The sequence below is a fragment of the Bradyrhizobium sp. ORS 278 genome (assembly GCF_000026145.1).
Taxonomy (GTDB): domain Bacteria; phylum Pseudomonadota; class Alphaproteobacteria; order Rhizobiales; family Xanthobacteraceae; genus Bradyrhizobium.
Genome location: NC_009445.1, coordinates 487285 through 512291, shown reverse-complemented (window position 1 = coordinate 512291; position 25007 = coordinate 487285). Strand labels below are relative to the sequence as shown.

20 protein-coding genes, 1 tRNA gene and 2 pseudogenes are annotated in these 25007 nt (G+C 62.3%); 17 read left to right on the top strand and 6 right to left on the bottom strand.

Annotation, left to right across the window (positions count from 1 at the left end):
- Positions 1-145: 145 nt before the first annotated feature.
- Positions 146-556, bottom strand: a complete 411-nt coding sequence (locus BRADO_RS02375; protein WP_011923717.1) for a response regulator — start codon at positions 554-556, stop codon at positions 146-148.
- A gap of 492 nt (positions 557-1048) precedes the next feature.
- Between BRADO_RS02375 and BRADO_RS35335 the strand changes: the two genes are divergently transcribed.
- The gene (locus BRADO_RS35335; protein ID WP_011923716.1) at positions 1049-1207 is read left to right on the top strand and encodes a hypothetical protein; all 159 of its coding nucleotides are present in this window, start codon (positions 1049-1051) and stop codon (positions 1205-1207) included.
- A 183-nt stretch (positions 1208-1390) separates the two neighbouring features.
- On the opposite strand, the gene BRADO_RS34655 is transcribed toward BRADO_RS35335, so the two are convergent.
- Positions 1391-1936 carry a hypothetical protein gene (locus BRADO_RS34655; protein WP_162093036.1) on the bottom strand — a complete coding sequence of 182 codons (546 nt, stop codon included), beginning with the start codon at positions 1934-1936 and terminating at the stop codon, positions 1391-1393.
- A gap of 328 nt (positions 1937-2264) precedes the next feature.
- On the opposite strand from BRADO_RS34655, the gene BRADO_RS02365 reads away from it, so the two are divergent.
- On the top strand, positions 2265-3641 hold the full coding sequence (locus tag BRADO_RS02365) for a cytochrome P450 (RefSeq protein ID WP_041756024.1): 1377 nt from the start codon (positions 2265-2267) through the stop codon (positions 3639-3641).
- A 149-nt stretch (positions 3642-3790) separates the two neighbouring features.
- On the opposite strand, the gene BRADO_RS02360 is transcribed toward BRADO_RS02365, so the two are convergent.
- Positions 3791-4633: an SDR family NAD(P)-dependent oxidoreductase gene (locus tag BRADO_RS02360; protein WP_011923714.1), complete on the bottom strand. Its 843-nt coding sequence runs from the start codon at positions 4631-4633 to the stop codon at positions 3791-3793.
- Positions 4634-4811: 178 nt separating this feature from the next.
- Here BRADO_RS02360 and BRADO_RS02355 point away from each other — a divergent pair, with 178 nt between their 5' ends.
- The 10 genes from BRADO_RS02355 (at position 4812) to BRADO_RS02310 (ending at position 17025) form a co-directional block, all read left to right on the top strand.
- Entirely contained in the window at positions 4812-5780 is a 969-nt protein-coding gene (locus tag BRADO_RS02355; RefSeq protein WP_011923713.1) for a sensor histidine kinase, read from the top strand.
- Between the two features lie 191 nt (positions 5781-5971).
- A complete protein-coding gene (locus BRADO_RS02350; protein WP_011923712.1) occupies positions 5972-7750 on the top strand; it encodes a bifunctional diguanylate cyclase/phosphodiesterase in 1779 nt (592 codons plus the stop codon).
- 142 nt (positions 7751-7892) lie between these two features.
- A complete protein-coding gene (locus tag BRADO_RS02345) occupies positions 7893-9101 on the top strand; it encodes a substrate-binding domain-containing protein (RefSeq protein WP_011923711.1) in 1209 nt (402 codons plus the stop codon).
- Between the two features lie 78 nt (positions 9102-9179).
- Positions 9180-9944, top strand: coding sequence for an ABC transporter ATP-binding protein (locus tag BRADO_RS02340; protein WP_041756023.1), 765 nt, complete (start codon positions 9180-9182; stop codon positions 9942-9944).
- Positions 9941-10663: an ABC transporter ATP-binding protein gene (locus tag BRADO_RS02335; protein WP_011923709.1), complete on the top strand. Its 723-nt coding sequence runs from the start codon at positions 9941-9943 to the stop codon at positions 10661-10663. The genes BRADO_RS02340 and BRADO_RS02335 overlap by 4 nt, the downstream gene beginning before the upstream one ends.
- Complete coding sequence (locus tag BRADO_RS02330; RefSeq protein ID WP_041756022.1) at positions 10660-11670, top strand: branched-chain amino acid ABC transporter permease; 1011 nt, start codon at positions 10660-10662, stop codon at positions 11668-11670. The genes BRADO_RS02335 and BRADO_RS02330 overlap by 4 nt, the downstream gene beginning before the upstream one ends.
- Positions 11667-12737 (top strand): branched-chain amino acid ABC transporter permease, encoded by a 1071-nt coding sequence (locus BRADO_RS02325; RefSeq protein WP_011923707.1) that lies wholly within the window; start codon positions 11667-11669, stop codon positions 12735-12737. The genes BRADO_RS02330 and BRADO_RS02325 overlap by 4 nt, the downstream gene beginning before the upstream one ends.
- 198 nt (positions 12738-12935) lie before the next feature.
- Entirely contained in the window at positions 12936-16040 is a 3105-nt protein-coding gene (locus BRADO_RS02320; protein WP_050780941.1) for an EAL domain-containing protein, read from the top strand.
- 384 nt (positions 16041-16424) lie between these two features.
- On the top strand, positions 16425-16829 hold the full coding sequence (locus BRADO_RS02315) for a YccF domain-containing protein (protein ID WP_041756021.1): 405 nt from the start codon (positions 16425-16427) through the stop codon (positions 16827-16829).
- 119 nt (positions 16830-16948) lie between these two features.
- A tRNA-Arg gene (locus BRADO_RS02310) sits at positions 16949-17025 on the top strand.
- Positions 17026-17347: 322 nt separating this feature from the next.
- Here BRADO_RS02310 and BRADO_RS35670 read toward each other — a convergent pair.
- Positions 17348-17550 (bottom strand): annotated as a pseudogene (locus BRADO_RS35670) (DUF2285 domain-containing protein); the annotation flags it as partial.
- Here BRADO_RS35670 and BRADO_RS35665 point away from each other — a divergent pair.
- The 4 genes and pseudogenes from BRADO_RS35665 to BRADO_RS02290 form a co-directional block, all read left to right on the top strand.
- A pseudogene (locus tag BRADO_RS35665) lies at positions 17549-17879 on the top strand (SOS response-associated peptidase family protein); the annotation flags it as partial. The pseudogenes BRADO_RS35670 and BRADO_RS35665 overlap by 2 nt on opposite strands.
- 229 nt (positions 17880-18108) lie before the next feature.
- Positions 18109-19740: a recombinase family protein gene (locus BRADO_RS02300; RefSeq protein WP_011923701.1), complete on the top strand. Its 1632-nt coding sequence runs from the start codon at positions 18109-18111 to the stop codon at positions 19738-19740.
- A gap of 246 nt (positions 19741-19986) precedes the next feature.
- Positions 19987-20958, top strand: coding sequence for an aldo/keto reductase (locus tag BRADO_RS02295; protein WP_157872500.1), 972 nt, complete (start codon positions 19987-19989; stop codon positions 20956-20958).
- Positions 20959-21015: 57 nt separating this feature from the next.
- Entirely contained in the window at positions 21016-21741 is a 726-nt protein-coding gene (locus BRADO_RS02290) for an FkbM family methyltransferase (RefSeq protein WP_041757274.1), read from the top strand.
- A 149-nt stretch (positions 21742-21890) separates the two neighbouring features.
- Here BRADO_RS02290 and BRADO_RS02285 read toward each other — a convergent pair whose 3' ends face one another.
- Positions 21891-22664, bottom strand: a complete 774-nt coding sequence (locus BRADO_RS02285) for a hypothetical protein (RefSeq protein ID WP_011923698.1) — start codon at positions 22662-22664, stop codon at positions 21891-21893.
- 375 nt (positions 22665-23039) lie between these two features.
- On the opposite strand from BRADO_RS02285, the gene BRADO_RS02280 reads away from it, so the two are divergent.
- On the top strand, positions 23040-23798 hold the full coding sequence (locus BRADO_RS02280) for an SOS response-associated peptidase (RefSeq protein ID WP_011923697.1): 759 nt from the start codon (positions 23040-23042) through the stop codon (positions 23796-23798).
- Positions 23799-24592: 794 nt separating this feature from the next.
- On the opposite strand, the gene BRADO_RS33620 is transcribed toward BRADO_RS02280, so the two are convergent.
- The gene (locus tag BRADO_RS33620) at positions 24593-25006 is read right to left on the bottom strand and encodes an HNH endonuclease (RefSeq protein WP_083794809.1); all 414 of its coding nucleotides are present in this window, start codon (positions 25004-25006) and stop codon (positions 24593-24595) included.
- Between the last annotated feature and the right edge of the window lies 1 nt (position 25007).

Genomic DNA, 25007 nt, shown 5'->3' with positions numbered 1-25007 from the left:
CCGCGTCTCCGCAAACGAGATCCGGTTGTCTTGGCTACAGGGCCGGGACCGCATGAGCCAATCATGCGATGTCACTCTGCCACTCGAGCGACGGCGGATTACGCTGCGCTAATACTACTGAGTGAAATCCGCCCTACGCCCCCTATTATCTCACCGCGGCGACCAGCCTCTCGCAGTCGGCGAGCGTCGCGATCTGCTTCAGCGTCTCGCGCAGCGCCGGCAGGTCGACCGGCTTCTGGAACTGCGGATAGACGACGAGCCCGAGCACGGTGGCGAGCCGGACGTGTTCCTCGCGGGTGCCGTCCTCGGCGCCGCTGATGAAGATCACCGGCGTGCGTATCTTCAACTCGTTGAGCAGCAGCAGGATGTCGGCGCCGCAGCGGTCGCCGAGCGACAGGTCCAGCGTGATGCAGTCGTATTTGTTCTTGCGCAGCAGTTCGGCGGCGGCGTCGACCGAGGTCACGCAGGTCGCCTCATAGCCGCACTGGACGGCGATCTTGCGCAGGATCGACAGATGCACCTCGGCATCCTCGATCACCAGCAGCTGATTGCTCATGGTCGTGCCCCGTTGCCTGTTTGCCAGAGCTGAAATTCCGGCCGTTCGTATCCGGGGCGGATGGCCGTGAAGTTAAGAATTCGGTCCGTAGATCTACGGAGTCCCGCGACCGCCGCTTTCGACAGCGGCCTTCTCATCGGATGCGGCGATCGTCAGCGAGCCGCGCACGCTGACGATCGAGAGCACCTCACCTCGATCGTATCACGCGCAAGACTGCAACGAGGCTGGCTGGCGAAGGGAGGTCAGCGCCACCCCCGCCGTTCGCCGAGGCATCGTGCCTCGACGGTCCTTGTTGAGACAAACAGACGGCTCGCCCGACACGGCCACGCGCAGCCATGCGACGCCCGCGGCGAGGCGGCACCAGGATTTCTTAACCCGGCCCTGCGATGCTCACGGCGAATCGCGCGCGGCTTGCAAGCGCCGCGCACACGGATGATGCGTCAGCCAGCCCGCCGTCTCTCCCGGCGGGCTGTTCTGCGAGAAAGGCCATGGATGTCGCTCTCCTCAGCCAAGAACTACGCCCTGCGCGCCGAACGGTCGCAGGATCCCAAGGAGGCGGCCGACCTGCTGGCCAAGGCGATCCTCGAGCTGGCGGCCTCGATCGAGGCCACCGATGCCAAGGTGAAGAAGATCAACAAGTCGGCCGGCTGATTGTGCTGCCGGCAAGCGCGTGGCGGCCTCCGGCAACGGCCCGATCTGCTCGCCTTGTATTTGCAAGCGGATAGCGCAGGCCTCTGGCGCGTCACGACCGAGAGGCCGTCGATCGGCGCATTCATCGAGAGGACGCGCGCAGGCTTCCTCGCGCATCGTCGCTGGCGGAGCAGCCAATCGAGGTCAGCCGCGGGCGTTGCGGCATGTCCGACCGTTCGCTGCCACCTTGACGGTCTCTGGCATTGGCCCGCGGGCCGACTGAGCCAGATCGAGGCGTTCCGGGCGAAATGGTATATGGCGGGCAAAGTCGCTTTCTATAGCCTTTTCAAGCTGATTTGGCCTGTCCAGATGTTCGTTAAAAAATAAATATCTTTCGCATTTACGAAATTCATGTTTCTCTATGCTCATCCCGCGCTGCTTCGAGAGGGGCGCTTCGCGATCGTCACGAGACGTTGGGCTGCGGGATGCGGTGGCTGCGGGTTTGCTGCAGCGGGCTTGATGCCCGCCGACGAACGGCAGGCTTGCGGACGTGAAGACGCGTGGTCCTGGCGCCCCGAAGCTGGCGCCAAACGGTCCGGTGACGATGATCCGGATCGTGACGGTGGCTAAAAAGCCGGACACCGGGGAGATCGCGGCATAAGCGTGAAAACCATCGCGCGGGGAATGCCGGGTGTCCTCGGCTGAACCTGTGGTGACTGCCGCCTGCTTTTTTTGCTGCAGGCGGGCCATGGGTGCGGCCAGCGCCCGGCATTCCCCGCGCCCTCTCTTCGAGACGGGCGGAATGGTCCAGACCTCGGACGCCCGGCGCGCCGCGAGAACGAACCCTCCTGCGGCGCCACAGAAAGGCCGGTCACACGACCGCGAGCGTATTGCATCCGCGCTGCAACCGCCTATCAATGGGGGCCACGGGGTCTGCCACCGTGCCGCCGACGGAAGCGGAGGTCAGATCCAAGACGCCAATTCCAAGACGCCAATTCCAAGACGCCAACTTCAAGGCGCTCATTTTCCAAGGCGCTCATTCCACGACGCCAATGTTCAGACGAGAGGAAACCCCACGATGTCGATGCAGCATGTGGTCTCTGAACCGATCAGGCTGACGTCCCCCCGGCGCAACTCGCTGACCCACATTCCCGGCGACGAAGGCTGGCCGATCATCGGCAAGACCTTCGAGGTGCTCGCCGACCCCAAGGGGCATGTCGAGCGCAACGCCAGGAAGTACGGTCCGGTCTACCGCAGCCACATGTTCGGCGAGGTCAACGTCGTGCTGCTCGGGCCGGAGGCCAACGAACTGGTTCTGTTCGACCAGGCCAAGCTGTTCTCATCGGCGCACGGCTGGGGCCACATTCTCAATTTGCTGTTTCCGCGGGGTCTGATGCTGCTCGACTTCGAGGAGCACCGCATGCATCGCAAGGCACTGTCGGTGGCCTTCAAGGCCGGACCGATGAAATCCTATCTCAGCGGGCTCGATCACGGCATCGCCGCGCGCATCGCGCAGTGGCGCGAGAGACCCGGCGAGATGCTGTTCTATCCGGCGATCAAGCAGCTCACGCTCGACCTGGCCGCGACGTCCTTCCTGGGCACCGAGATCGGCCCGGAGGTCGACACCATCAACCGCGCCTTCATCGACATGGTCGCTGCCGCGGTCGCGCCGATCCGCAAGCCGCTGCCGGGCACGCAGATGGCCCGCGGCGTCAAGGGCCGGCAACGCATCGTTGCCTATTTCTCCGAGCAGATCCCGTTGCGCCGCGCGAGGAGCGACGGCGATGACCTGTTCTCGCATCTGTGCCGCGCCACCGACGACGAGGGGGCGCTGCTGTCGACGCAGGATATCGTCGACCACATGAGCTTTCTGATGATGGCGGCGCACGACACCCTGACCTCGTCGCTCACCTCGTTCGTTGCCCAGCTCGCGGCCAATCCGGCGTGGCAGCAGAAGCTGCGCGCCGAGGTCTACAGCCTCGGCCTCGCCAAGGATGAGCCGATGACCTCGGAGCACCTGGAGAAGATGAAGCTGACTGAAATGGCGTTCCAGGAGACGTTGCGGCTGATGCCGCCGGTGCCGTCGCTGCCGCGCCGTCCCGTGCGCGACTTCACCTTCAAGGGGTTCAAGATTCCCGCCGGCACCGGCGTCGGCGTCAATCCGATGTACACCCACCATATGCCGGAGATCTGGCCGGAGCCGCAGCGGTTCGACCCGTTGCGCTTCACCGACGAGGCGCAGCGCGGCCGCCACCGCTTCGCCTGGGTGCCGTTCGGCGGCGGCGCCCACATGTGCCTCGGCCTGCACTTCGCCTACATGCAGGCGAAGTGCTTCGCGCGGCATTTCCTGTCCAACGTCGAGGTCTCACTGGCGCCGGGCTATCAACCAAGCTGGCAGGTGTGGCCAATCCCCAAGCCGCGCGACGGGCTGAAGGTGCAGCTGAAGGCAGTGTGATCGCAATGTGCTGACCGCAGGAACACCAGCGCACGCCGATAGAACTGGATCGCTTCGCTTACGCTCGCGATGACGGAGGTTAGACCACGGCTTTCTCATCACGTCATTGCGAGCGAAGCGAAGCAATCCAGGGTGACGGAGTCCAGGTCCTACTCCACCGCGTCCCCGAGCAGCTTGCGCATGGCGGCATAGCCCTGCTGCTGCTGGCTCCAATTGCGGCCGCCAGTGATGGCGCCGTCGATCACGAGATCATGGCCGTTGATGAAGCTCGACTCGTCGCTGGCGAGGAACAACGCCGCGTGAGCGATGTCGTCCGGCAGGCCGGCGCGCGGAATTGGCTGTGCGGTGGCGTAGGCGTTGCGGATCGTCTCCGGGGTCTTCTCCGCCGCCTCGGTCGACAGGCCCAGCGCCTTTCCGAAGATGCCGGTCGCGATCAGTCCGGGCGAGATCGAGTTGACGCGCACGCCGGATTCGCCGAGCTCCATCGCGACGCATTTCGTCAGGTGGATCACCGCCGCCTTCGCCGTGCTGTACACCACCGACGTCGAATAGCCGGCGAGCCGTCCGGCGATCGAGCCGTTGTTGATGATGCTGCCGCCGCCCTGCTTCTTCATGTGAGGCGCGGCATACTTCATGCCGAGCATTACGCTGCGCACCAGCACCGCCATGGCCTGGTCGAAGCGATCGGCGTCGAGCCTCTCGATGCCGCCGGTCTGCGCCGGGCCGCCCGCATTGTTGAACAGACAGTCGATGCGGCCGAAGCGCTCGACGGCGACATCGATCAACGCGCGCATCTGTGCGTCGACGGTGACGTCCGTTTGACGGAATATGCACGCCGCACCGAGACGGCGAGCCAGCGCCTCGCCTTCGGCGCTGCGCCGGCCGGCTGCGATCACCGTGGCACCCTCGGCGACGAAGATCTCCGCCGTGCGCAAGCCGATGCCGCTGGTCGCACCGGTGATCACCGCAATCTTCCCGTCCAACCGTCCCATTGCCAGATCCTCCCCACCATGTCTGTTACTTGTTGCCGCCCGACGAACCGCGCGCACAGTTCCACCACGGAACCAGCATCGAGCGGACCGAATTACAACATACGCGCGGCAACTTCCATCAACCGGACAAATTACCGCCACGCTGGCCTTAATTTGGTTGCGCGCTTGAGGCTCATGGATGTCCATGACGCGACTCATCGAGGACATCAAGCAAGTCTGGCGCGGCGAGCAGCAGCCATCTCTGGTCTGGAGCTGCAGCTTCGCAGCCGCCTGCCTGCTCATCGCAACCGCAATCCGCTACGGCCTGGCTCACCTGCGGCCCGACGTGTTCTTCACGCCCTACATGCCCGCGGTGTTCTTCGCGACAGCGATGGGCGGCTCCGGCGTCGGCCTGGCGACGGCCATCCTTGGTGCGGGGCTGGGGCTCGCGCTCGACTTCAACCATGGCCCGGTCGATGGCGCGCGGCTGGCGCTGATGGCGATGTATCTCGTCGTGGCGGGGCTGGTGATCTGGGGCGTCAATCACTATCGCGGCCTGGCCGCCAAGCAGCGCGAGATCGCGCGGCGCCTGATCGAGGAGGAGCAGTATCGCAAGCTGCTGGTGGACGAGCTGCACCACCGGCTCAAGAACAAGACGTCCACCATCCACGCCGTTCTGCATCAGGTGCTGCATGACCAGCCGCAGGTCTGGGGCCGCATCGATCAGCGCATCCGAGCGCTCGCGACCGCCGACGATCTCATCGCGCGCGCCGACGGACAGGGCTGCGACCTCAAGGATCTCTTGATGTCGGAGCTCGGGCCTTACGGCCATGTGCGCTTCGAGCTCAACGGCGATTCGCTGTTCCTGCCGGCCAAGCTCGCGGTCAGCCTGGCGCTGATCTTCCACGAGCTGGCGACGAACGCGGGCAAATACGGCGCCTTCGCCTCGCCGCGCGGCTTCCTGCAGGTGTCGTGGACGATGCAGGACGACCGGCTCAAGCTGACCTGGGACGAGGCCGAAGGTCCGGCTCTCGGCGAGATCGGCAAGCCCGGTTTCGGCACCAAGCTGCTCAAGGCCGCGCTGTCGTCGTTCGATGGCAGGACCGAGACCACCTATCTCGCGACGGGTATTCACTGCACCATGCAGTGCCGCGTGCCACCAAGCTGAGGCGGCGGCGACCGGCAAATTTTGCCTACATCTTTCGACGGGGGCGGGCTGCCGGTGTCATCGGTCAAATTGAGGATCCGTTAATGACGCCGCGGCACAAAGCTCTGCTTTTCCCGCGACTTGGCTTCGGCGTTCCGTGTTTCTACGTAGCGCTTAACTAAAATGAAGCGGGAACTTCTCACAATCGGCGCATGTACAGCAGTGACCGATTCAACTTTTCTCCCGACACGAACGACGGGCTGGGCTCGCCCGAGGCCGAACTGCGCTTCCTGCGCGGCGTCCTCAGCCAGCTGCCGGCCGGCGTCACCGTCCAGGACGAGCAAGGCCGGTTTCTGCTCGTCAACGAAGCCGCGGCCGCTCAGCTGGGCACCGCCGCCGACAGCGCCGACCGCATGCCGGCGCCGCATCTCGACGGCCGGCGCCTGGCCTGCCTCGAGACCATCGGCCGGGGGCGCACCGTGATCGCCGAGGAAAAGGTCGTCGGAGGACAGGGCACGCAGACGCTGCTGACCGCGCACCGGCCGGTCCACATCGGCGACCGGCAGTTGGTCATCTCGAGCTCGGCGGACATCACCGAGCAGAAGGAGTTCGAGGATCAGCTGTTCCGCGCCGCCTATTACGACGAGCTCACCGGCCTGCCCTTGCGCCGCGTGGCTCAGCATCGCGCGGATAATCTGGTGCGCCGCGGCCGCGTCGAGGGCCGCTTCGCGCTGGCCTTCCTCGATCTCGACAATTTCAAATACATCAACGACTACTACGGCCACGCCACCGGCGATGCGCTGCTGGTGGAGTTCGCCAAGCGGATCAGCCGCGACCTGCGTGACACGGACCTGCTGTCGCGCATCAGCGGCGACGAATTCCTGCTGCTGCTGCACCCGATCGAGCGGGCCGAGGAGATCGCCGAGTTTCTGCACGCCTTGCTCGATCGCCTCAGCGCGCCGTTCTTCATCGGCGGCGCCGAGGTGTTCGCCTCCGCGTCGGTCGGCGTCAGCCTGTATCCCGAGCACGGCGCGAGCTACGACGTGCTGCGCCAGAATGCCGACCTCGCGATGTATCGCGTCAAGAACAGCGGCAAGGGCACGCTCGCCTTCTTCTCCAGCGCAATGGAGCACGAAGCGCTGGCGCGCATGAAGGTCGAGCAGTCGCTGCGGCTCGCCATTCTCGAGAAGCGCTTCTGCTGCGCGTTCCAGGCCAAGGTCGACATCCGTACCGAGGAGATCAAGGGCATCGAGGCGCTGGTGCGGCTGCGCGACAACGAGGACGTGATCCAGGCGCCCGGAGCATTCATCAATCTCGCGGTCGAGCTCGGCCTGATCGACGAGCTGACGCATCTCGTGCTCGACGAGATCGTCAAGTCAATCGATCTGATCAACGCCACGTTCGGGCCCGACGCGACGATCAGCATCAATGTCGCCGCCAAGCAGGCGTCGAACCCTGAATTCATGCAGCCGTTCGCCAGGGCGCTCGAGGCGACCGGATTCCCGAAGCGCTTCATGGTCGAGGTCACCGAGGATGCCTTCGTGACCCGCAGCCATTTCCAGGACGAGATCGTGCCGCTGCTGCGCGGAATCGGCGTCGGCATCTCGATCGACGATTTCGGCATCGGCTATTCGTCGCTGTCGGCGCTCGCCGACATCACCGCCGACGAGATCAAGATCGACCGCTCCTTCATCACGGACATCCACAAGCGGCCGCGCAGCCAGGGCATCCTCCGCGCGATCGAATCGCTGAGCGAGGCGCTCGGCATGACCGTCATCGCCGAGGGCATCGAGTCCTTCGAGGAGCTTGCCTATCTGCAGGCCGCGACCAAGATCCGCTACGCCCAGGGCTACTACTTCTCGCGCCCGATCTTTCTGGAGGAGCTGAAGCCCGCGGCTCCCTATGCAAGCGAAGCGCGTATCAGCATGGCCAGTCGCGCTGTGCAGGAAAACCGCCAGTCTTACGCACGCAGCAGCCGCTATCGGCGCTGAATTCGGACGGAGCAACGGAGGCCGATTCATCAGCACAAAGTATGAGCCATCCCGAAGCGCCTGCGAAAGCGCCTTGACCCGGCCCGAACCTGCACACTATCAGTTGCAGACAACAGCCGCCGGTAGCTGGGAGGAAGGCTTCGTGAGAACGTCACAAATAGTCAAAAGCCCTATTTTCAAAGGTTTCATTTCAACATTCGCCGCGGCCCTGCTGGCCACCGCCGCCCGGGCCGACGATCTGAAAATCGCTCTCATCTATGGCAAGACCGGCCCGCTCGAGGCCTATGCCAAGCAGACCGAAGCAGGCCTCCGCCTCGGCTTCGAATATGCCACCAAGGGCACCAACATGATCGACGGTCGCAAGATCGTCATCATCACCAAGGACGACCAGGGCAAGCCCGATCTCTCCAAGGCCGCCTTGTCCGAGGCCTATCAGGATGACGGCGCCGACATCGCGATCGGCACGACCTCCTCGGCCGCGGCGCTCGCCGACCTGCCGGTTGCCGAGGAGAACAAGAAGATCCTGATCGTCGAGCCCGCGGTCGCCGACCAGATCACCGGCGAAAAGTGGAACCGCTACATCTTTCGCACCGGCCGCAACTCCTCGCAGGACGCGATCTCCAACGCGGTGGCGATCGGCAAGCCGGACGTCACTGTCGCGACGCTGGCGCAGGACTACGCCTTCGGCCGCGACGGCGTCGCGGCCTTCAAGGAGGCGCTCGCCAAGACCGGCGCGACGCTGGGCGCGGAGGAATATGTTCCGACCAACACCACCGACTTCACCGCCGTGGGCCAGCGCCTGTTCGACGCGCTGAAGGACAAGCCGGGTAAGAAGATCATCTGGGTGATCTGGGCCGGCGCCGGCGATCCCCTGACCAAGCTGCAGGACATGGACCCGAAGCGCTATGGCATCGAGCTGTCGACCGGCGGCAATATCCTGCCGGCGCTCGCCGCCTACAAGCGGCTGCCGGGCATGGAAGGCGCGACCTATTATTACTATGACATCCCCAAGAACCCCGTGAACGACTGGCTGGTGGCCGAGCACCAGAAGCGCTTCAATGCACCGCCGGACTTCTTCACCGCCGGCGGATTCTCCGCGGCGATGGCGGTCGTCAGCGCGGTGACCAAGGCGAAGTCGACCGATACCGAGAAGCTGATCGCGGCTATGGAAGGCATGGAGTTCGAAACACCGAAGGGCAAGATGATCTTCCGGAAAGAAGATCACCAGGCGCTGCAAAGCATGTATCACTTCCGCGTCAAGGTCGATCCGAACCTCGCCTGGGCCGTCAACGAGCCGGTGCGCGAGATCAAGATCGACGAAATGACGATCCCGATCCGCAACAAGCGGTAACAAGAATATCCGTGCCCGGCCCTCGCGCCGGGCACGTCAACTTTGGAAGCAATACTGAGAAGTCATCCAGCTGACGCCATGTCCATCACCCTCGAAACCCGCGACCTGACCATCCGCTTCGGCGGCCATGTCGCGGTCAACAGCGTCAGCTGCAGCTTCCGCCCGGGCGAGCTGACCGCGATCGTCGGTCCCAACGGCGCCGGCAAGACCACCTATTTCAACCTGATCTCCGGCCAGCTGACAGCCTCCTCCGGCTCCATCCTGTTCGATGGCCTCGACATCACCGGCCTCTCCGCGCCGCTGCGCTCCCGCGCCGGCCTCGGCCGCGCCTTCCAGCTCACCAACCTGTTCCCCAATCTCAGCGTCGAGGAGAACGTCCGCCTCGCGGTGCAGGCGCAGAGCGGCACCCATTACGATCTGCTGCGTCCCTGGATGGCGCGCCGCGACCTGATCGCGCGCGCCGATGCAATCCTCGACCAGGTCGCGCTCGGCGGCCGCCGCAGCGTCACCGCAACCACCCTCTCGCATGGCGACCAGCGCAAGCTCGAGGTCGCGCTGATGATGGCGCTGGAGCCGAAAGTCTTCATGTTCGACGAGCCCACCGCGGGCATGAGCATCGACGAGGTGCCGGTCGTGCTCGATCTCATCGCCAGGCTGAAGCAGGACACGAGCAAGATCATCCTGCTCGTCGAGCACAAGATGGACGTGGTCCGCTCGCTCGCCGACCGCATCATCGTGCTGCATAACGGGCAGCTCGTCGCCGACGGCAAGCCGGCCGAGGTCATCGCCTCGCCCATCGTGCAGGAAGCCTATCTCGGCGTGGCGCCGCGGAGCGCCGCATGAACGCGCTGCTGAAGCTTGCTGATGTCGAGACCTATATCGGCCGTTATCACATCCTGCAGGGCGTCGACTTCGAGGTGCCCGAGGGCCAGACCACGATGCTGCTCGGCCGCAATGGCGCCGGCAAGACCACGACCCTGCGGACCATCATGGGCCTGTGGCAGGCCAGGACGGGCACCATCTCGCTGACGGGAGAGCCGATCGAAAAGCTGTCGACACCGGACATCGCCCAGCGCGGCGTCGGCTACGTGCCGGAGAGCATGGCGGTGTTCTCCGACCTCACCGTCAAGGAAAACCTGGTGCTGGCGGCGCGCAACGGTCCGCTCGATGATGCCCAGCTCGCCTGGATCTTCGGCTTCTTCCCGGCCCTGAAGAAGTTCTGGCTGTCGCGCGCCGGCAGCCTGTCGGGCGGCCAGAAGCAGATGCTGTCGATCGCGCGCGCGATCGTCGAGCCGCGCAAGCTGCTCCTGATCGACGAGCCGACCAAGGGGCTGGCGCCCGCGATCGTGATGTCGCTGATCGAGTGCCTGAAGGAGATCAAGCGCCGGGGCGCCACCATTCTCCTGGTCGAGCAGAACTTCCATGCCGCGCGCGAGCTCGGCGACCAGGTGCTGGTGATGGACAACGGCACCATCGTCCATCGCGGCGAGATGGCCGCGCTCGCCGCCGACGTGCCGCTGCAGGAACGCCTGCTCGGCCTCAGCCTGGAGGCGCATCAATGAGCGACATCGCGGCTATCGACACGTTGCCCAAGCCGAAGCGCGACATCGCGCCGTTGCTGCTGCCGGTCGTGCTGGCACTGTTGATGATCCCGCTCGTTGGATCGACGAGTTCTTGGGTCACCCTGACGGTCGCGAGCCTGGCGATGGGGATGATGATCTTCATCATGGCCTCCGGCTTGACGCTCGTCTTTGGCCTGATGGACGTTCTGAACTTCGGCCACGGCGCGTTCATTGCCGTCGGCGCGTATGTCGCCACGCTGGTTCTGCTGCCGCTGGCGAGCTGGGCGCAGGCCGATTCGCTGCTGACCAACCTCGCCGTGCTCGTTCCGGCCGCGCTGCTGTCGATGGGCGTCACCGGCGCACTCGGCCTCGTGGTCGAACGCGTGCTGGTGCTGCCGGTCTACGGCCAGCACCTCAAGCAGATCCTGATGACAACCGGTGGCCTGATCGTCGCCGAGCAGACGCTGTATGCGCTGTTCGGCCCGCAGATCATCCCCATGCCGCTGCCGGCGGCGCTGCGCGGCTCGTTCATCCTCGGCGATGTCGCGATCTCGAAGTACCGGCTGCTGGCGCTGCTCATCGGCCTCGTGATCTTCGTCGCCATCGAGCTGGTGCTGAACCGCACCAAGATCGGGCTCCTGATCCGCGCTGGCGTCGAGAATCGGGAGATGGTCGAGGCGCTCGGCTATCGCATCCGCCGCCTGTTCCTTGGCGTCTTCATGACCGGCTCGGCGCTGGCCGGCCTCGGCGGCGTGATGTGGGGCCTCTACCGCGAGCAGGTCCATGCCTCGATCGGCGACGAGCTCACCGTGCTGGTCTTCATCGTCGTCATCATCGGCGGACTTGGCTCGATCACAGGCTGCTTCATCGGCGCGATCCTGGTCGCGATGGTTGCCAATTACGGCGGCTTCCTGGTGCCCAAGCTCGCCCTCGTCTCCAACATCCTGCTGATGGTCGCCGTGCTGATGTGGCGGCCGCGCGGCCTCTATGCGGTGACCAGCCGATGATGATCCTGTCCGGCGATCCGCCCCGCAGCCGCGCGCTGTCGATCCTGCTCGTCGTCATCGTGCTGGCGCTGCTGGCGACGCCCTTCATCTTCCCCGGAGCCAAGGCGCTCAACGTCGCCGCCAAGATCTGCATCTTCGCGGCGCTGGTCGCCTCCTATGACCTGCTGCTCGGCTACACCGGGTCGGTGTCGTTCGCGCATACGATGTTCTATGGCATCGGCTCCTACGCGATCGCGATCGCGCTGTATGGACTCGGCCCCAATTGGACCTCCGTGGCGGTCGCGGTCGCCGCAGGGCTGCCGCTCGCCTTGCTGCTGGCGCTCGCGATCGGGCTGTTCTCGCTGCGCGTCGAGGCGATCTTCTTCGCCATGATCACGCTCGCGATCGCCTCCGCCTTCCTCGTGCTGGCCTCGCAGCTGTCGTGGTTGACGGGCGGCGAGGACGGCCGCAGCTTCCAGCTGCCCGAGCTGCTGCGCCCCTCCACCGTGTTCATCGGCAAGGAGTGGTTCGGCTTTCCCATCAATGGCCGCATCCTGACCTATTATCTGGTGCTGTCGGCCTGCGCCTTGATGATCCTGGCGCTGCTGCGTGTCGTGAACTCGCCGTTCGGCCGCGTGCTGCAGGCGATCCGCGAAAACCGCTTCCGCGCCGAGGCGCTGGGCTATCGCACCGTCTTCCATCTCACCTATGCCAACTGCATCGCGGCGGTGATCGCGGCCTGCGCCGGCATGCTGAACGCGCTGTGGCTGCGCTATGCCGGGCCTGACACATCGCTGGCGTTCTCGATCATGCTCGACATTCTGCTGATGGTCGTGATCGGCGGCATGGGCACGATCTACGGCGCGATCATCGGCGCCGCGATCTTCATCCTGGCGCAGAACTATCTCCAGGCGCTGATGGGTATCGCCTCGAGCGCCGCCGCGGACGCCGGGCTTCCGCTGCTGCCCGGACTTCTACACCCCGACCGCTGGCTGCTGTGGCTCGGTCTGCTGTTCATCGCCAGCGTCTATTTCTTTCCCACGGGGGTGGTCGGCCGCCTTCGCAACACGCCTGGCAGCCCGCGCTGAGCTGCAATTACCCTTAAAACTCTCCGCAATCTGGCGATCATCGCCGCCCTGATGCGGTACTCGAATGTAGAAATCACTGGCTCCGACGACCTTTCGCGATTGGCTTAAGCCGCGGATAACCTCGTTTCCTAACCGCTCCGGTACCAGTGCCTTGTAGCCTCATTGGAACAGGTCATTTCGTTCCGGGTCGATCAAGGCATGCAAGGCGCAGCAGACACGTCAGAGGCCGGCGGTACCGCGCCGGAACGGATCGCTACGGCCCTTTGGCGTGGCCCGGTGCTGGGGCTGATCGCCTGCTGCACGCTGTTGATCGCCGCGATTGTCGTCGGCACCATCGTCATGGCCAACGGCTTCCGCGCGCGCACGATCGACAACCATCAGCGCGAGCTCGAGAACACGGTGCTGCTGCTGACCCGGCATTTCGCCCAGCAGTTCGAGGACGCCGAGACCGCCGTCGCACATGCCATCCAGCGCATGCAGCTCGGATCAATCTCCTCTCCGGACGCGCTCCGGGCCCGAGTGACGCAGGACGACATCCGCGAAATATTGCAGTCGCAGGTCAATGGCCTGTCCTACATGGGCGATCTCACGATCATCGATGCCGACGGCAACTTCGTGAGCTGGTCGTCCAGCGATCCCCTGCCGTCCGTCAACGTCAGCGACAGGCCTTACTTCAAGGAGCTCAAGACGGCCTCGCAGCCGAACGCCTTCGTGATCGCACCCGTGGTGAGCCGCGTGACCAGCGGCTGGGCCACCATCGTCGCTCATCGCCTCAGCGGCGCGAACGGGGAATTCCTCGGTCTGCTGACCCGCCGTGTCGATCCGCGCACCTATGAAACCTTCATGGAGTCGATCGCGCTCGGCAACAACGCGGCGATCACTCTGTTCCATGCCGACGGCACCGTGCTGGCGCGCTATCCACATATCGCATCCGTGATGGGACGCCGGATCATCACCGGGAATTTACACGAGTCCGTCGCCGACGGCGGCGTTCGCACGGGCGTGGTGAAGAGCCCGGTCGACGATATCGACAAGATCGTCGCGGCAGCCCGGATCAGCCGCTTTCCGCTGACCATGACCGTGACCAAGACCATCGACGATGCGCTGGCAGATTGGCGATCGCAGATGGTGCTGCTGGTCGGGGCCGCCGTGCTCGCCGTGTTCGTCATCGCCGTGATGTTCAGCCTGATGATCCGTCAGATCGTGCAGCAGAACCAGGTCGCGAGGAGCAGGCTGGAAAACGAGAAGCAGCGCGTCGAAACCGCGCTCGACAACATGACTCAGGGCCTGATCTCGTTCGATGAACACGCCTGCGTCGTGATGTTCAATCAGCGCTTCATCGACCTGCTCGGACTCTCCGCTGACGCCATCAGGCCCGGCCTTCACCTGAGCGAGGTCGTTGCCCATTGCAAAGCAAGCGGAGCCTTCGTTGGCGATGTCGCGAGCTTCTGTTCCGGCGTGATCGAAAGAGCCACGGGCCGTGACACCTCGCAGATGATCGCGGAGGGAAGCTCAGGCCGCTTCTTCAACGTCATCGACAAGCCCCTTGCATCCGGCGGCTGGGTCACGACAATCGAGGACATCAGCGAGCAACGCAGGCTCGAGCAGGAGCGCGATCGCAATTACGCGTTCCTGAACGAGATCATCGATCACATCCCCTCTCATATCATCGTCAAGGATGTGCGCGATCGCCGCTATGTGCTGATCAACCGATCCTCCGAGCAGGGTTTTGGCCTGCCGCGCCAGGATATTGTCGGCAAGACGGTCTTCGACCTGATGCCCAGACCGTCCGCCGAAAAGATCACGGCCGACGACGACCGCGCGCTGGAACAGCCGGACGGGTTGTTTCTCGGCGAACACGCCTGGCAGACGCCGGGTCTCGGCCTGCGCTATATCACCTCGCGACGCATCACCATCGAAGACGAGGCGCAGCGGCCGCGCTACCTCATCAACGTGATGGAGGACACGACCGAGCGGCGGCTCGCGGACGAGAAGATCGCCCATCTCGCGCATTTCGACGCGCTGACGGAGCTGCCGAACCGCGTGCTGTTCCGCGAGCGCATCGACGAGGAGATCGAGCGCGTCCGTCATGGCACCTTTTTCGCCCTGCTATACATCGACGTCGACGAGTTCAAGGGCATCAACGATTCGCTCGGACACCATGTCGGTGACGAGCTCCTCAAAACCATCGCGCGGCGGATCGAGAGCTGTCTCGGCCCCGAGGACATGGTGGCGCGGCTCGGCGGCGACGAGTTCGCCGTCCTGCTCACCACCGCCGCGGACCAGGACGAGGTCGTCGTCGTGGTGACGGAGATCCTGGACACGATCCGCAAGCCGTATCGCTGTCTCGGCCACCAGCTGTCGACCGATGCGAGCATCGGCATCGCGCTCGCGCCGCGGGACGGCACCGAGCGCGACCAGCTGACCAAGCATGCCGATCTCGCGATGTACGCAGCCAAGGCGGGCGGCCGGCGCACATTCCGCTTCTTCGAGCCATCGATGGACGAAAACGCGCGCGCCAGGCTGCAGTTGCAGCAGGATCTGCGCCGCGCGATCGTGGAGAACCAGTTCGAGCTGCACTATCAGCCGCTGCTCGGCTTTACCCAGAATGTGATGACCGGGTGCGAGGCGCTGCTGCGCTGGCGCCATCCGGAGCGCGGCATGGTTCCGCCGCTCGACTTCATTCCGCTGGCCGAGGATACCGGCCTCATCAACGAGATCGGCGACTGGGTGATGCGCACCGCCTGCGCCGAGGCGGCGAACTGGCCCGCCGATATTCGCGTTGCCGTGAACGTGTCCCCGGTACAGCTGAAATCGCCGACTCTGGCGCTGCGTATTGCGGCGGCCTTGTCGGCCGCGGGCCTCCCGCCTCAGCGGCTGGAGATCGAGATCACCGAGGCCGTCCTGATCAGCGACGACGATGTTGCGCTCAACGTGCTGCATCAATTGCACGATATGGGCGTGCGGATCGCGCTCGACGATTTCGGCACCGGCTACTCCTCGCTGAGCTACTTGAAGCGCTTCCCGTTCGACAAGATCAAGATCGACCGCTGCTTTGTCAGCGATCTCAATGTCGGCAGCTCATCCGCGATCGTCCAGGCGGTGGTCAGCATTGCCGCAGCGAGCAACATGACCACGACCGCCGAGGGGGTCGAGACCGGCGCGCAGCAGTCGGCGTTGCGTCAGCTCGGCTGTACCGAGATGCAGGGCTATCTGTTCAGCGCGCCGAAGCCGGCCGCCGAGTTGCGCAAGCTGTTCGCGCCCGAGACGGGGACGGACGAGGACCTTCAGGCCGCCGGCTGACACGGGGCAGCCGGCGATCCGAACCGCGCCCCATAAGGCGATCACCGGCCGAACGCCGGATGGCGCGAATTGCACGCGATGTTGATCGAGTCGTGGACTTCGCGGTCGTTCCTGTACTGCGGCAAGAGCTGCGCGTTGACTTCGTTGACACACTTTTTGTAGCGCAGGTTCATGCAGTCGAGGAAGCTGAGATCGATCGCAGCCGCCGTCTGACCAGACCCGATCAGTCATGCACCACGCGCCTTTTCGTGACAGACGTCACAGCAGACGACCTGTTCCCGGCCGCCTCTGCGTCATCTCGATCCACCGCCGTTCCGCGTGCCTGCCTTGAGCTGGACGGAAGGCAACCTATGTAGACGGCGTCGGAACCCGCGCAGGTGGCCCATGCAGCCCATCTCATTGCTCCTCAATATCCTCTGGATCGTCTTTGGCGGCGCTTACATGGCGTTCGGCTGGCTGGTGGCGTCGGTGGTCATGGCGATCACCATCGTCGGGCTGCCCTGGGCGCGCGCCGCCTTCAACATCGCCGCCTATACGCTGCTGCCGTTCGGCTCCCGTGCCGTCCGCCGCGACGAGGTCACCGGCATGGAGGACGTGGGCACTGGACCGCTGGGCCTGCTCGGCAACATCATCTGGTTCGTCCTGGCTGGCTGGTGGCTCGCACTCGGCCACCTGCTGACAGCGGTGTTTCTGGCCGTATCCATCATCGGCCTGCCGTTCGCCTGGGTCCACCTGAAGCTCGCCGGACTGGCGGCGTGGCCGATCGGCAAGACCATCGTGCCGGCCTGAGCCCGCCTGGCGCCCCTGGATCGGGCCAGGGATCCTACTGCCCCCCTCAGAACGACCCTCGCCGGCAACCGGTCAAGGCCGTTGCCGACCACGAGCCGATCGGCTAAACGAAGTCGCACGCACCCGTAGCTCAGCTGGATAGAGCGTTGCCCTCCGAAGGCAAAGGTCACACGTTCGAATCGTGTCGGGTGCGCCAAGGAAATCAATAGCTTGGCTAGTTTGGAGCTTTGTTAAAAAGCTCTTGGGTAAGCAGGGGGTAAGCACCCGTTCCGCTGAGATTTCCTGCCCGCTCGCCGGTGCGGCAAGCCTGCTTCCAGATCCGTCCGATAAGCACGGGCCGCCTGACAAAGAGCCGGCCTACACTCCACCTAGAGAACCGAAGATCGGCGAAGTTTGTCCGCGGTGCGGCTACATCCTGACGATCGTCATGCTCTACACCTGCTCGGATAAGCAATGTCCGTACCCTGACTTTCCAGGAAGGGAGTAGTCGCGAGGCGCGGCTTGCTCAGCTTCAGGCAGCCTCGCAAAGGCGGCAGATGCCCAACCTCTGAGAGCCATTTTCCCTCGCTAAGTGGCTGTCAAAGGCCTGCCGAGCTTTGTCCGGCTCCGCATCTGGGTCACGATGAAGCACGATGCGAGACACCTCTCGCCAGTCGGCTCCCTCCTTGGCGGCATCTAGCAGCCGAAGGTACGTGACGAGATGCTCCTCATCATACTCGGTCCCGGAGCCGAATCCGGAGACGAAGAAAAAGGACGTCGTCTGGTTCGCGCTATCGGACGATCGGCCGTTGACCTGCTTCGCCGGCATCTGGACCGAGTTCAAGGGCGATCGCGGCACCAAGTCAAAGCCTGTGACGGGACCTCATCTGGTCTATGGGTTCTTGACGACAGAGCCCAATGCCGTTCTCACACCGCTTTCTCGGGAGGCAATGCCGGTTATCCTGACGACGGACGAGGAGAGAGGTCTGGCTGCGCGCGCCGTGGGATGAGGCTAGAGCGCTGCAGCGGCCCCTGGCGAACGATGCGTTCAAGATCGTGACCCGGATCTGACAAGGACGACAAGCCTACGGCCTAGCCTTCTACGGCGGGCGGGAACCAATCGCCCCCCCCCGAATGACCCGTATCGGCTTGAGCGCGTTTACCTGGGCAAAATGCCCATTGGGTCTATGAGCCTCATCCAGACCAGTTCCTGCCGGGTTGCGCGAAACACCGGCAGCCGTTCTGAAGAGGGAACGACCCGCGCGGTCGCTGGACCGCAACGCTCAATGAGGACGGAAAGATGATCAAAGCCAGACAAGCCGTCATTACGACTAAGGTGCAACGAGCTGCACAGTACCTGCGTGTGTCCACGGAGTCTCAAAAATATTCAATTGAAAACCAAGCTGCAGCACTTGCTGCATACGCTGCTCGTCGCGGGATTGAGATCATCGAGACCTATGCCGACCGAGGTCGCAGCGGACTTAGTATATCTGGCCGAGAAGCACTGAAAAGCCTGATCAAGGATGTCGAGCTCTCGCGCGCCCTCTTCGATTGTATTCTCGTCTTTGACGTAACCCGTTGGGGCCGCTTTCAAGATGTCGATGAAAGCGCCTACTACGAATTCATCTGTAAACGAGCCGGCATTCAGATCCACTACTGTGCAGACGAGTTCGAAAACGACGGAAGCCTTGCCTCAGTGGTTTTGAAAAACATAAAACGGGTTGCGGCTGCGGACTACAGCCGTCAGCTATCGAAGAAAGTCTTTCTTGGCCAAAGTCGTGTCGCGAGCGAAGGCTTTTGGCGGGGTGGGCCAGCACCTTTTGGTCTGCGACGACTGCTGGTCGACGAACGGGGCCGGGTCAAAACGGTGCTCCAGATAGGAGAACGAAAAAACCTCAAGAGCGAACGAACGATACTTGGCCCCGGCCCTAAGCACGAGATCGCAATTGTTCGGCGCATCTTCGAGCATTTTGCGACACGAACGAAGACCCGCACCGAAATCGCAGCTGACCTTAACGCGAAGCGTTTCCGAAACGCTCAAGGAAAGCTATGGACTATGCTGACCATCAGCAACGTCCTTAGGAACGAAGCCTACCTGGGTCATATCGTTTATAATCGACGGTCCATGAAATTGGGCGAGCGAAACGTCCGAAACCCGCCCGAAATGTGGATCCGGCACCAGAACGCGTTTAAGCCGATCATCGCACCGGCCCTGTTCCTCAAAGCGCAAAACGTGATGGCTGAGCTGGAATCTGGGCGCACGCGTACTGACAAGGAGCTGCTTGAACTCCTGAAGGGCTTGTTGCTGCGTGACGGTCGTTTGACGATGAAGAGCATCACCCTGGCCAAAGACATGCCGAACGCTTCTGTCTTTACGAAACGATTCGGGTCGCTCGATGAAGCCTACAGGCTCATCGGCTACCGGCCGGCGGCGCGGTACAGGTTCAAAGAGGTTCGGGCGAACATCGATCAGATCATTCGCTCGGTTGCCGATAAAGTCAGCACCGACTTAGAAAGACGAGGTCGGCGCGTATCTTTCCTGCCTGAACTCTATCTTTTGACGATTAATGGCGCTGTGACTTTGACGATCGCCGTGTCGCGCGCAGTCAAAGATGGGACGAATGGGGCTCGGCCAGCCCGCCGCTGGGAACTGCGAAAGACGCGCTTTGCGCGATCCGATCTCACCCTTGTAGTTAGAATGAATGCCATCAATACGATGATACAAGACTATTTTTTGCTTCCAACCAGTAGCCTGCCGGCGTCAACAGGTGAGAGCCGCGTTAGAATCTCGGAACGATACTTCGGCGACTTCCGTTGTTCGGACCTTGCGGAAGTTACGGCGCTTCTGCACAGCCGTTTCCAAGAACAATTTACCACTGGAGACGACGTGCCTAGCGAACGCGCGGCCCGCCGCGCCAGTTCTGTCCGCTGATCTGGCGACAGTCGGCAGACAACCTCGACCGTCTTCGAATGAGGTTTTGCGCCACCAATAGACCAGCGGACACCTCAGATCCCGGTGAGCGTGGCTTGCAGCCTACGGCTGACATTAGCGGCAAGGCGGGCGCCCAGTCCGGCGAGGTTGCAGAGGCCATCAGATGCATCCACCCGGCATTTGGCTCTTGCCGATCGCGAGGTTGCGTGATTTTTGTTTCAGGATACTTCAATTGGTGTCTACAAAATGAAATATCGGATGATTGGCGACTTGAGCGTTTCAGAAATCGGGCTGGGGTGCTCCGGTTTTTGGGGGAATCGACGTTACGGTGAACGTCAGGCCGTCCAGATTGTGCATGAGGCCTTCGATCTTGGCGTGAATCTTTTCGACACTGGGCACAATTATTGCGATTTCAACGCGGAGCCCCGGCTTGGTCGAGCTTTAGTCGACATCCTAAAGCGCTGTGATCGCTCAAAACTCGTCGTATCGACAAAAGCGGGCACATTACGGAGTAAGCCGCTGCTGCCCGGCACGAAGGCGAAAACTCAAGATCACAGCCCTGATTACATCGAGCGAGCCTGCGCGCAGGCGATCAAGAACCTTGGGACTGGCTATATCGACATATTTTATCTTCACAACTTTGGGCCCGCTTCCCTCACCGACGAGCTTCTCTCCAAACTCGACGCGATGCGCCGGAGGGGCATGTTCCGGCTACTCGGTATCAATACTCATTCGGAAACCCATATGAGATACATCGCCGACCTCGATGGGGTTTTTGATGTTGCACTGATCGATTTCAACGTTGCTCAGTTGGATCGCCTTCCGGTCGTCGAATATTTGCACAACGCCGGTGTCGCAGTGGTGGCTGGAACCGTCTTAGCGCAAGGTCACCTTATCCAGGGAAAACTCAGCCATATCAGACGTCAGGCAGACGTCTGGTACTTGGCGCGGGCAGTCTTGAAGCCAGACTCAAGACGGCTTGCGAGAGCCGCTCACAGCATGCGTGCGGCACTGACCGGTGTAGAGGGGATGTCTTCCGCACAGGCCGCAATGGCCTATGTTTTGGCTGTCCCGCAGATCGCGTCATGCATCTTCGGTACCACGAGCCTGACGAATCTTCGCGAGATCTGTGAGTCCCCTCACAAATCGCTATCTCCTCTTGATTCGGAGCAAATACTCTATGCTTTCAAAGAGAGCGCGCGGAGCATCAGCTCTTAGAATTGCCTTGAGATTTGATTTCTGAGTTTCACGTTGAACGAGAATGAGGGAAATAGGATGTCTGCACGTGACTCTTCTCGGTTCGTTATTCGCGTCCTAAGATCAAGGCTTCGAGACCATAAGGTCGAACTTTCAGAACTGCGGCGCTACATTCGACCTGGCGATATCGTCTGTGACATCGGCGCCAACAAGGGGAGCTTTCTTTACTGGCTAGCGCGCTGGGCGAAGCCCGGGAGGGTTGTGGCATTCGAGCCCCAGCCGCAGCTAGCTAAACAACTGGCCGGTCTATGCGCCACTTTTTCGATCGACAATGTCACCGTCGAACAGGCCGCAGTCTTCTCTTCGAGTGACAGACGAAACCTATTCATTCCGGACGGACATCAACCGGCCGCCTCGCTGCTCAAGCCAGACGGGCCATTCGAAGCCGTGAGCACGCGAACGATTGCGCTCGATGACTACTTCACCGAGGCCGACAAGGTGGCGGCCATCAAAATTGACGTCGAGGGTGCGGAGTTGGACGTCCTTCAAGGTGCGAGGCGAACCCTCGCTCGCTGCATGCCTCTGGTCGTCTGTGAGTGCGACCGACACAACAGTTCGCTCGACCGCATCAATGCCACGTTCTCGTTCTTTTCCGATCTCGGATACGCCGGACGCTTCGTAAGCGGCTCGACGCTTCTTCCGCTATCCGAGTTTCGGGCCGATATTCACCAAAACACTCACGGCGAATGGTTCTGGAAAAAAAAGGGATATTGCAACAATTTTATATTCCGGATGCCCACCTGATCCTTGTCGCTACCACGTGATCAATTCCGCTTTGGCCATAGTATTAGCTCCAGCACTAGTCCAATGGCTTCAACAAGCGTCAGCTCCGGCGCAAGGCGCCGTCGCCCGAGGCTTACGCTTCAACAGGCGAGCTGGTATTTATGCAAGCTCTAGTTTTCTGGCTGCCCGATCTTTGCAGTCAGCTCCGCGATCCTCTTTTTATCGTTCGCCTTAATCGCCTTACGAAGCTCTTTCAGATCGTTTTGATCAAACTTCCGACTCCTGCTTTTTTGTGGAGCGGGAGCAACATCCATTTTTAACTTAGTCGGTAAGCTATCTTGCCTTTCGGGAGGTGAAGTTGGCGAAACACGCTTACTGCCCTTGGCCGGAGCAGGAGCCGAGTTGCGCTGCTCAGCCCAGAACTTCCTCAGGTGTGCATCGTGCGCTTCGTTGTAGGTCCGCAAGCCGTCGTGAAACTCCCGGTCACCAGCACTCTGTTGAGTCGCTTGTCCAAGCATTTCCGACGCTACGATTTGAAGCACTCCGCGATAAATTGTGTGCTCAGCGTCCATCATTTCGAACGAACCATCGCGGGTCCATCGATCGAACGAGGCTTGGTCAAGATGGCCTTCGCGCAGGCGACGATTCCACATCTCCGCCTCGCTTTCCAAATGCAAGACTTTGGCTAGAACGTCTTGGGGCCAATAGCCATGAACCTCGTGAAAGCTGAGAGACGTGCGGATCACTTCTTGCATTTGGCGAACAAGATAAAATGGACTCCCCGCACCGCGGATAATCCTCAGCATATTTGCGGCGCACTCTCTCAGGGCATAGGAGAATTCGGCTTCGGCCTGTTCGCGCTCCCAGGCCTTCTGCCGCTCCTTTTCGACTCGTTCGCGGTCTTCCTTATCAGGCCCGCCACCATCGATAACCTTGAAGGACATAGCTCCTCCGTCAGTTTGGCGGCCAGCCTGCCGCTCCTAGCCCGATTTTACCACTGGGGAATTTGTTGCCGGGTAATATTGGAACTCTTGACTTCTCTCGCGCTCCCCTTTGGGTCTTCGGCCCCGTTTGCTCCGAAACAGTACAAAAACATCGGTGCTCGTCTGGACGTCCCAACTTCTCTCCGAATCTTCTGCTGACCGCGGCCTCCCGCTCGGATCCAAGCCGGCAAGCCATTCGTCCAGCCGAGTGCGCAGTAGCACAGGCCTTAGCCGCCTCGGCTCTGGCGCAGCCTGGTGTGTGGCGGGCAATCGCCGGACGCGAGCGACGCTGTTACAGTTCGCGCATCATCACCGCTAGGCCGCTCCGGAGCCACTATGTGCAATCTCTACTCGATGACCAAGAATGCCGACGCCATCCGGCGGCTGTTCCGAGTAGAGCCCGAAAACGACCGGACCGGCAATTTGCCTTCCATGCCGGGCATCTTCCCGGATTATCCGGCACCAATCGTGCGCACCGGCGCCGATGGCCGCGAACTCGTCCTGGCGCGGTGGGGGATGCCATCGTCACAAAAGGCGCTAATGGACGCGACGAGGCGCCGCGCTGCCAAGCTCGAAGAGAAGGGCAAGCCGGTCGACTTCAAAGAGCTTCTGCGGCTCGAGCCCGACAGCGGCACGACCAACATCCGCAACGTCAACAGCACTCATTGGAAGCGCTGGTTGATGCCGGCGAACCGCTGCCTGGTGCCGTTCACCTCGTTCAGCGAATACCACACCATCGACGGCAAGAAGGTGCCGGTTTGGTTCGCTGCCGACGAGAGCCGGCCCCTGCTCTGTTTCGCCGGCCTGTGGACCAACTGGACCTGTGTCCGCAAGGTCAAAGAAGGCGAGATCACCTGCAACCTCTACGGCTTCCTGACCACCGAGCCGAACGCCGTCGTGGCGCCAATCCATCCCAAGGCCATGCCGGTGATCCTGAGGACCGTCGATGAGTACGAAGTCTGGCTGCGCGCGCCTTGGGATGAGGCGAAGTTGCTACAGCGGCCACTACCTGACGATGTACTAAGCATCGTCGCCAGAGGATCGAAGGAAGACAAGGGCGCACGCTGCGGGAGTACCTGCCAGATGAGCGCTTGAGGCTGACCGACGTCCGAAACCTGATGGATGCAATGATCGAGGGTCTGAACTTTTAGGTTGTTTTTTCCGTTGACATACCCTCTGATGGTATTAAGATGCCTTCATCAGACGGGCCGAATGAGATTGAGGTCAGCCCAGAGCAAAGGGCGTCAAAGAGATACATTCGAGGTCGCATCCCGGCGCCAGCGTAAACCCCGCCCTCACTTGGCGGGGTTTTCCAGTTAGATCAACAGCAGCTCGCGTGCGACCGGTAGCGGTTGGCTCGACGGTCCCATCACCACGATCTCGGCGACCTCGGTTTGCTGAACGATTGGCCCCGCGGGCTCTCAGGCCGGCCGAATTGGCTGAGAATAGCTTGGACCTAGGATACCTTGGGCGGTTCGCGGTGGTATGATGCGTACCACACAACTAACCCGCCGCGACGTCGCTCCAGAACCCGGGGCGACCAAGCGTCCACTGGAACAGAGATGCAGACACGTTGCCCCAACTGCAGCACGATCGTGAGGACGCTGGAAGGCGAGGATTGGGTGGTATTGGGCGGCCCCTGCCCCGAACTGTCCGGTACGCGTTGGGCGGACAAGGCGGAGTTCTGTCCGACTCTCTCTCAGGTAACACGGCCTGACGTCGTCCTTCCCGGTGTCACAGAACGACAGGCGGTTCTGACCGAAATTCAACACGTCCGCGAGCGGCGTGCCGTCCTTCGTAGAGTGTGAGTCCATTTGAGCCGGAAATCAGGCCCGGAGTTTTTCCCGAAGCCCCATCGGGCCATAGACAGCGGCGTCGCCCCGCCACGGTCATGTGCCCGCGATCTTCGCTTGTCTGTCCAATACCAGTTGTCCAACGACGGAAGCACGGCAGTCACCCGACCTCTGCAGCCAAACGAGCCACGAAGCGAGCGAACGGCTGCCTTTGTCCATATTGCAGCGTTCGCATACGATCGCCTTGTTGCCAGGCTCCAGCTTGCCGCCCTTTGATCGGGAGCGATGCACATGGTCCCGGGTCGGGTTTTCCATCGGCTTTCCACAGTAGAGACAGGGCAAGCCGATGGAACCGACCAATTCCGGCCGCTGGACGAGGTAACCTGAACTCAACCCAACCAGCGGCTCACGCATCATTCGCACGCTCCCCCCTGTATCGGGCGTAATACCGATCGCGGAAATCGTTCGCCGTTTTGACAGATAGCTGCGCAAGCAAAGCAGCGTGGCCATG

Coding starts and splice junctions, on each gene's coding strand:
- BRADO_RS02375 (WP_011923717.1), bottom strand. CDS start 556: ATGAGCAATCAGCTGCTGGTGATCGAGGATGCCGAGGTGCATCTGTCG.
- BRADO_RS35335 (WP_011923716.1), top strand. CDS start 1,049: ATGTCGCTCTCCTCAGCCAAGAACTACGCCCTGCGCGCCGAACGGTCG.
- BRADO_RS34655 (WP_162093036.1), bottom strand. CDS start 1,936: ATGGCCCGCCTGCAGCAAAAAAAGCAGGCGGCAGTCACCACAGGTTCA.
- BRADO_RS02365 (WP_041756024.1), top strand. CDS start 2,265: ATGTCGATGCAGCATGTGGTCTCTGAACCGATCAGGCTGACGTCCCCC.
- BRADO_RS02360 (WP_011923714.1), bottom strand. CDS start 4,633: ATGGGACGGTTGGACGGGAAGATTGCGGTGATCACCGGTGCGACCAGC.
- BRADO_RS02355 (WP_011923713.1), top strand. CDS start 4,812: ATGTCCATGACGCGACTCATCGAGGACATCAAGCAAGTCTGGCGCGGC.
- BRADO_RS02350 (WP_011923712.1), top strand. CDS start 5,972: ATGTACAGCAGTGACCGATTCAACTTTTCTCCCGACACGAACGACGGG.
- BRADO_RS02340 (WP_041756023.1), top strand. CDS start 9,180: ATGTCCATCACCCTCGAAACCCGCGACCTGACCATCCGCTTCGGCGGC.
- BRADO_RS02335 (WP_011923709.1), top strand. CDS start 9,941: ATGAACGCGCTGCTGAAGCTTGCTGATGTCGAGACCTATATCGGCCGT.
- BRADO_RS02330 (WP_041756022.1), top strand. CDS start 10,660: ATGAGCGACATCGCGGCTATCGACACGTTGCCCAAGCCGAAGCGCGAC.
- BRADO_RS02325 (WP_011923707.1), top strand. CDS start 11,667: ATGATGATCCTGTCCGGCGATCCGCCCCGCAGCCGCGCGCTGTCGATC.
- BRADO_RS02320 (WP_050780941.1), top strand. CDS start 12,936: ATGCAAGGCGCAGCAGACACGTCAGAGGCCGGCGGTACCGCGCCGGAA.
- BRADO_RS02315 (WP_041756021.1), top strand. CDS start 16,425: ATGCAGCCCATCTCATTGCTCCTCAATATCCTCTGGATCGTCTTTGGC.
- BRADO_RS02300 (WP_011923701.1), top strand. CDS start 18,109: ATGATCAAAGCCAGACAAGCCGTCATTACGACTAAGGTGCAACGAGCT.
- BRADO_RS02295 (WP_157872500.1), top strand. CDS start 19,987: ATGAAATATCGGATGATTGGCGACTTGAGCGTTTCAGAAATCGGGCTG.
- BRADO_RS02290 (WP_041757274.1), top strand. CDS start 21,016: ATGTCTGCACGTGACTCTTCTCGGTTCGTTATTCGCGTCCTAAGATCA.
- BRADO_RS02285 (WP_011923698.1), bottom strand. CDS start 22,664: ATGTCCTTCAAGGTTATCGATGGTGGCGGGCCTGATAAGGAAGACCGC.
- BRADO_RS02280 (WP_011923697.1), top strand. CDS start 23,040: ATGTGCAATCTCTACTCGATGACCAAGAATGCCGACGCCATCCGGCGG.
- BRADO_RS33620 (WP_083794809.1), bottom strand. CDS start 25,006: ATGGCCACGCTGCTTTGCTTGCGCAGCTATCTGTCAAAACGGCGAACG.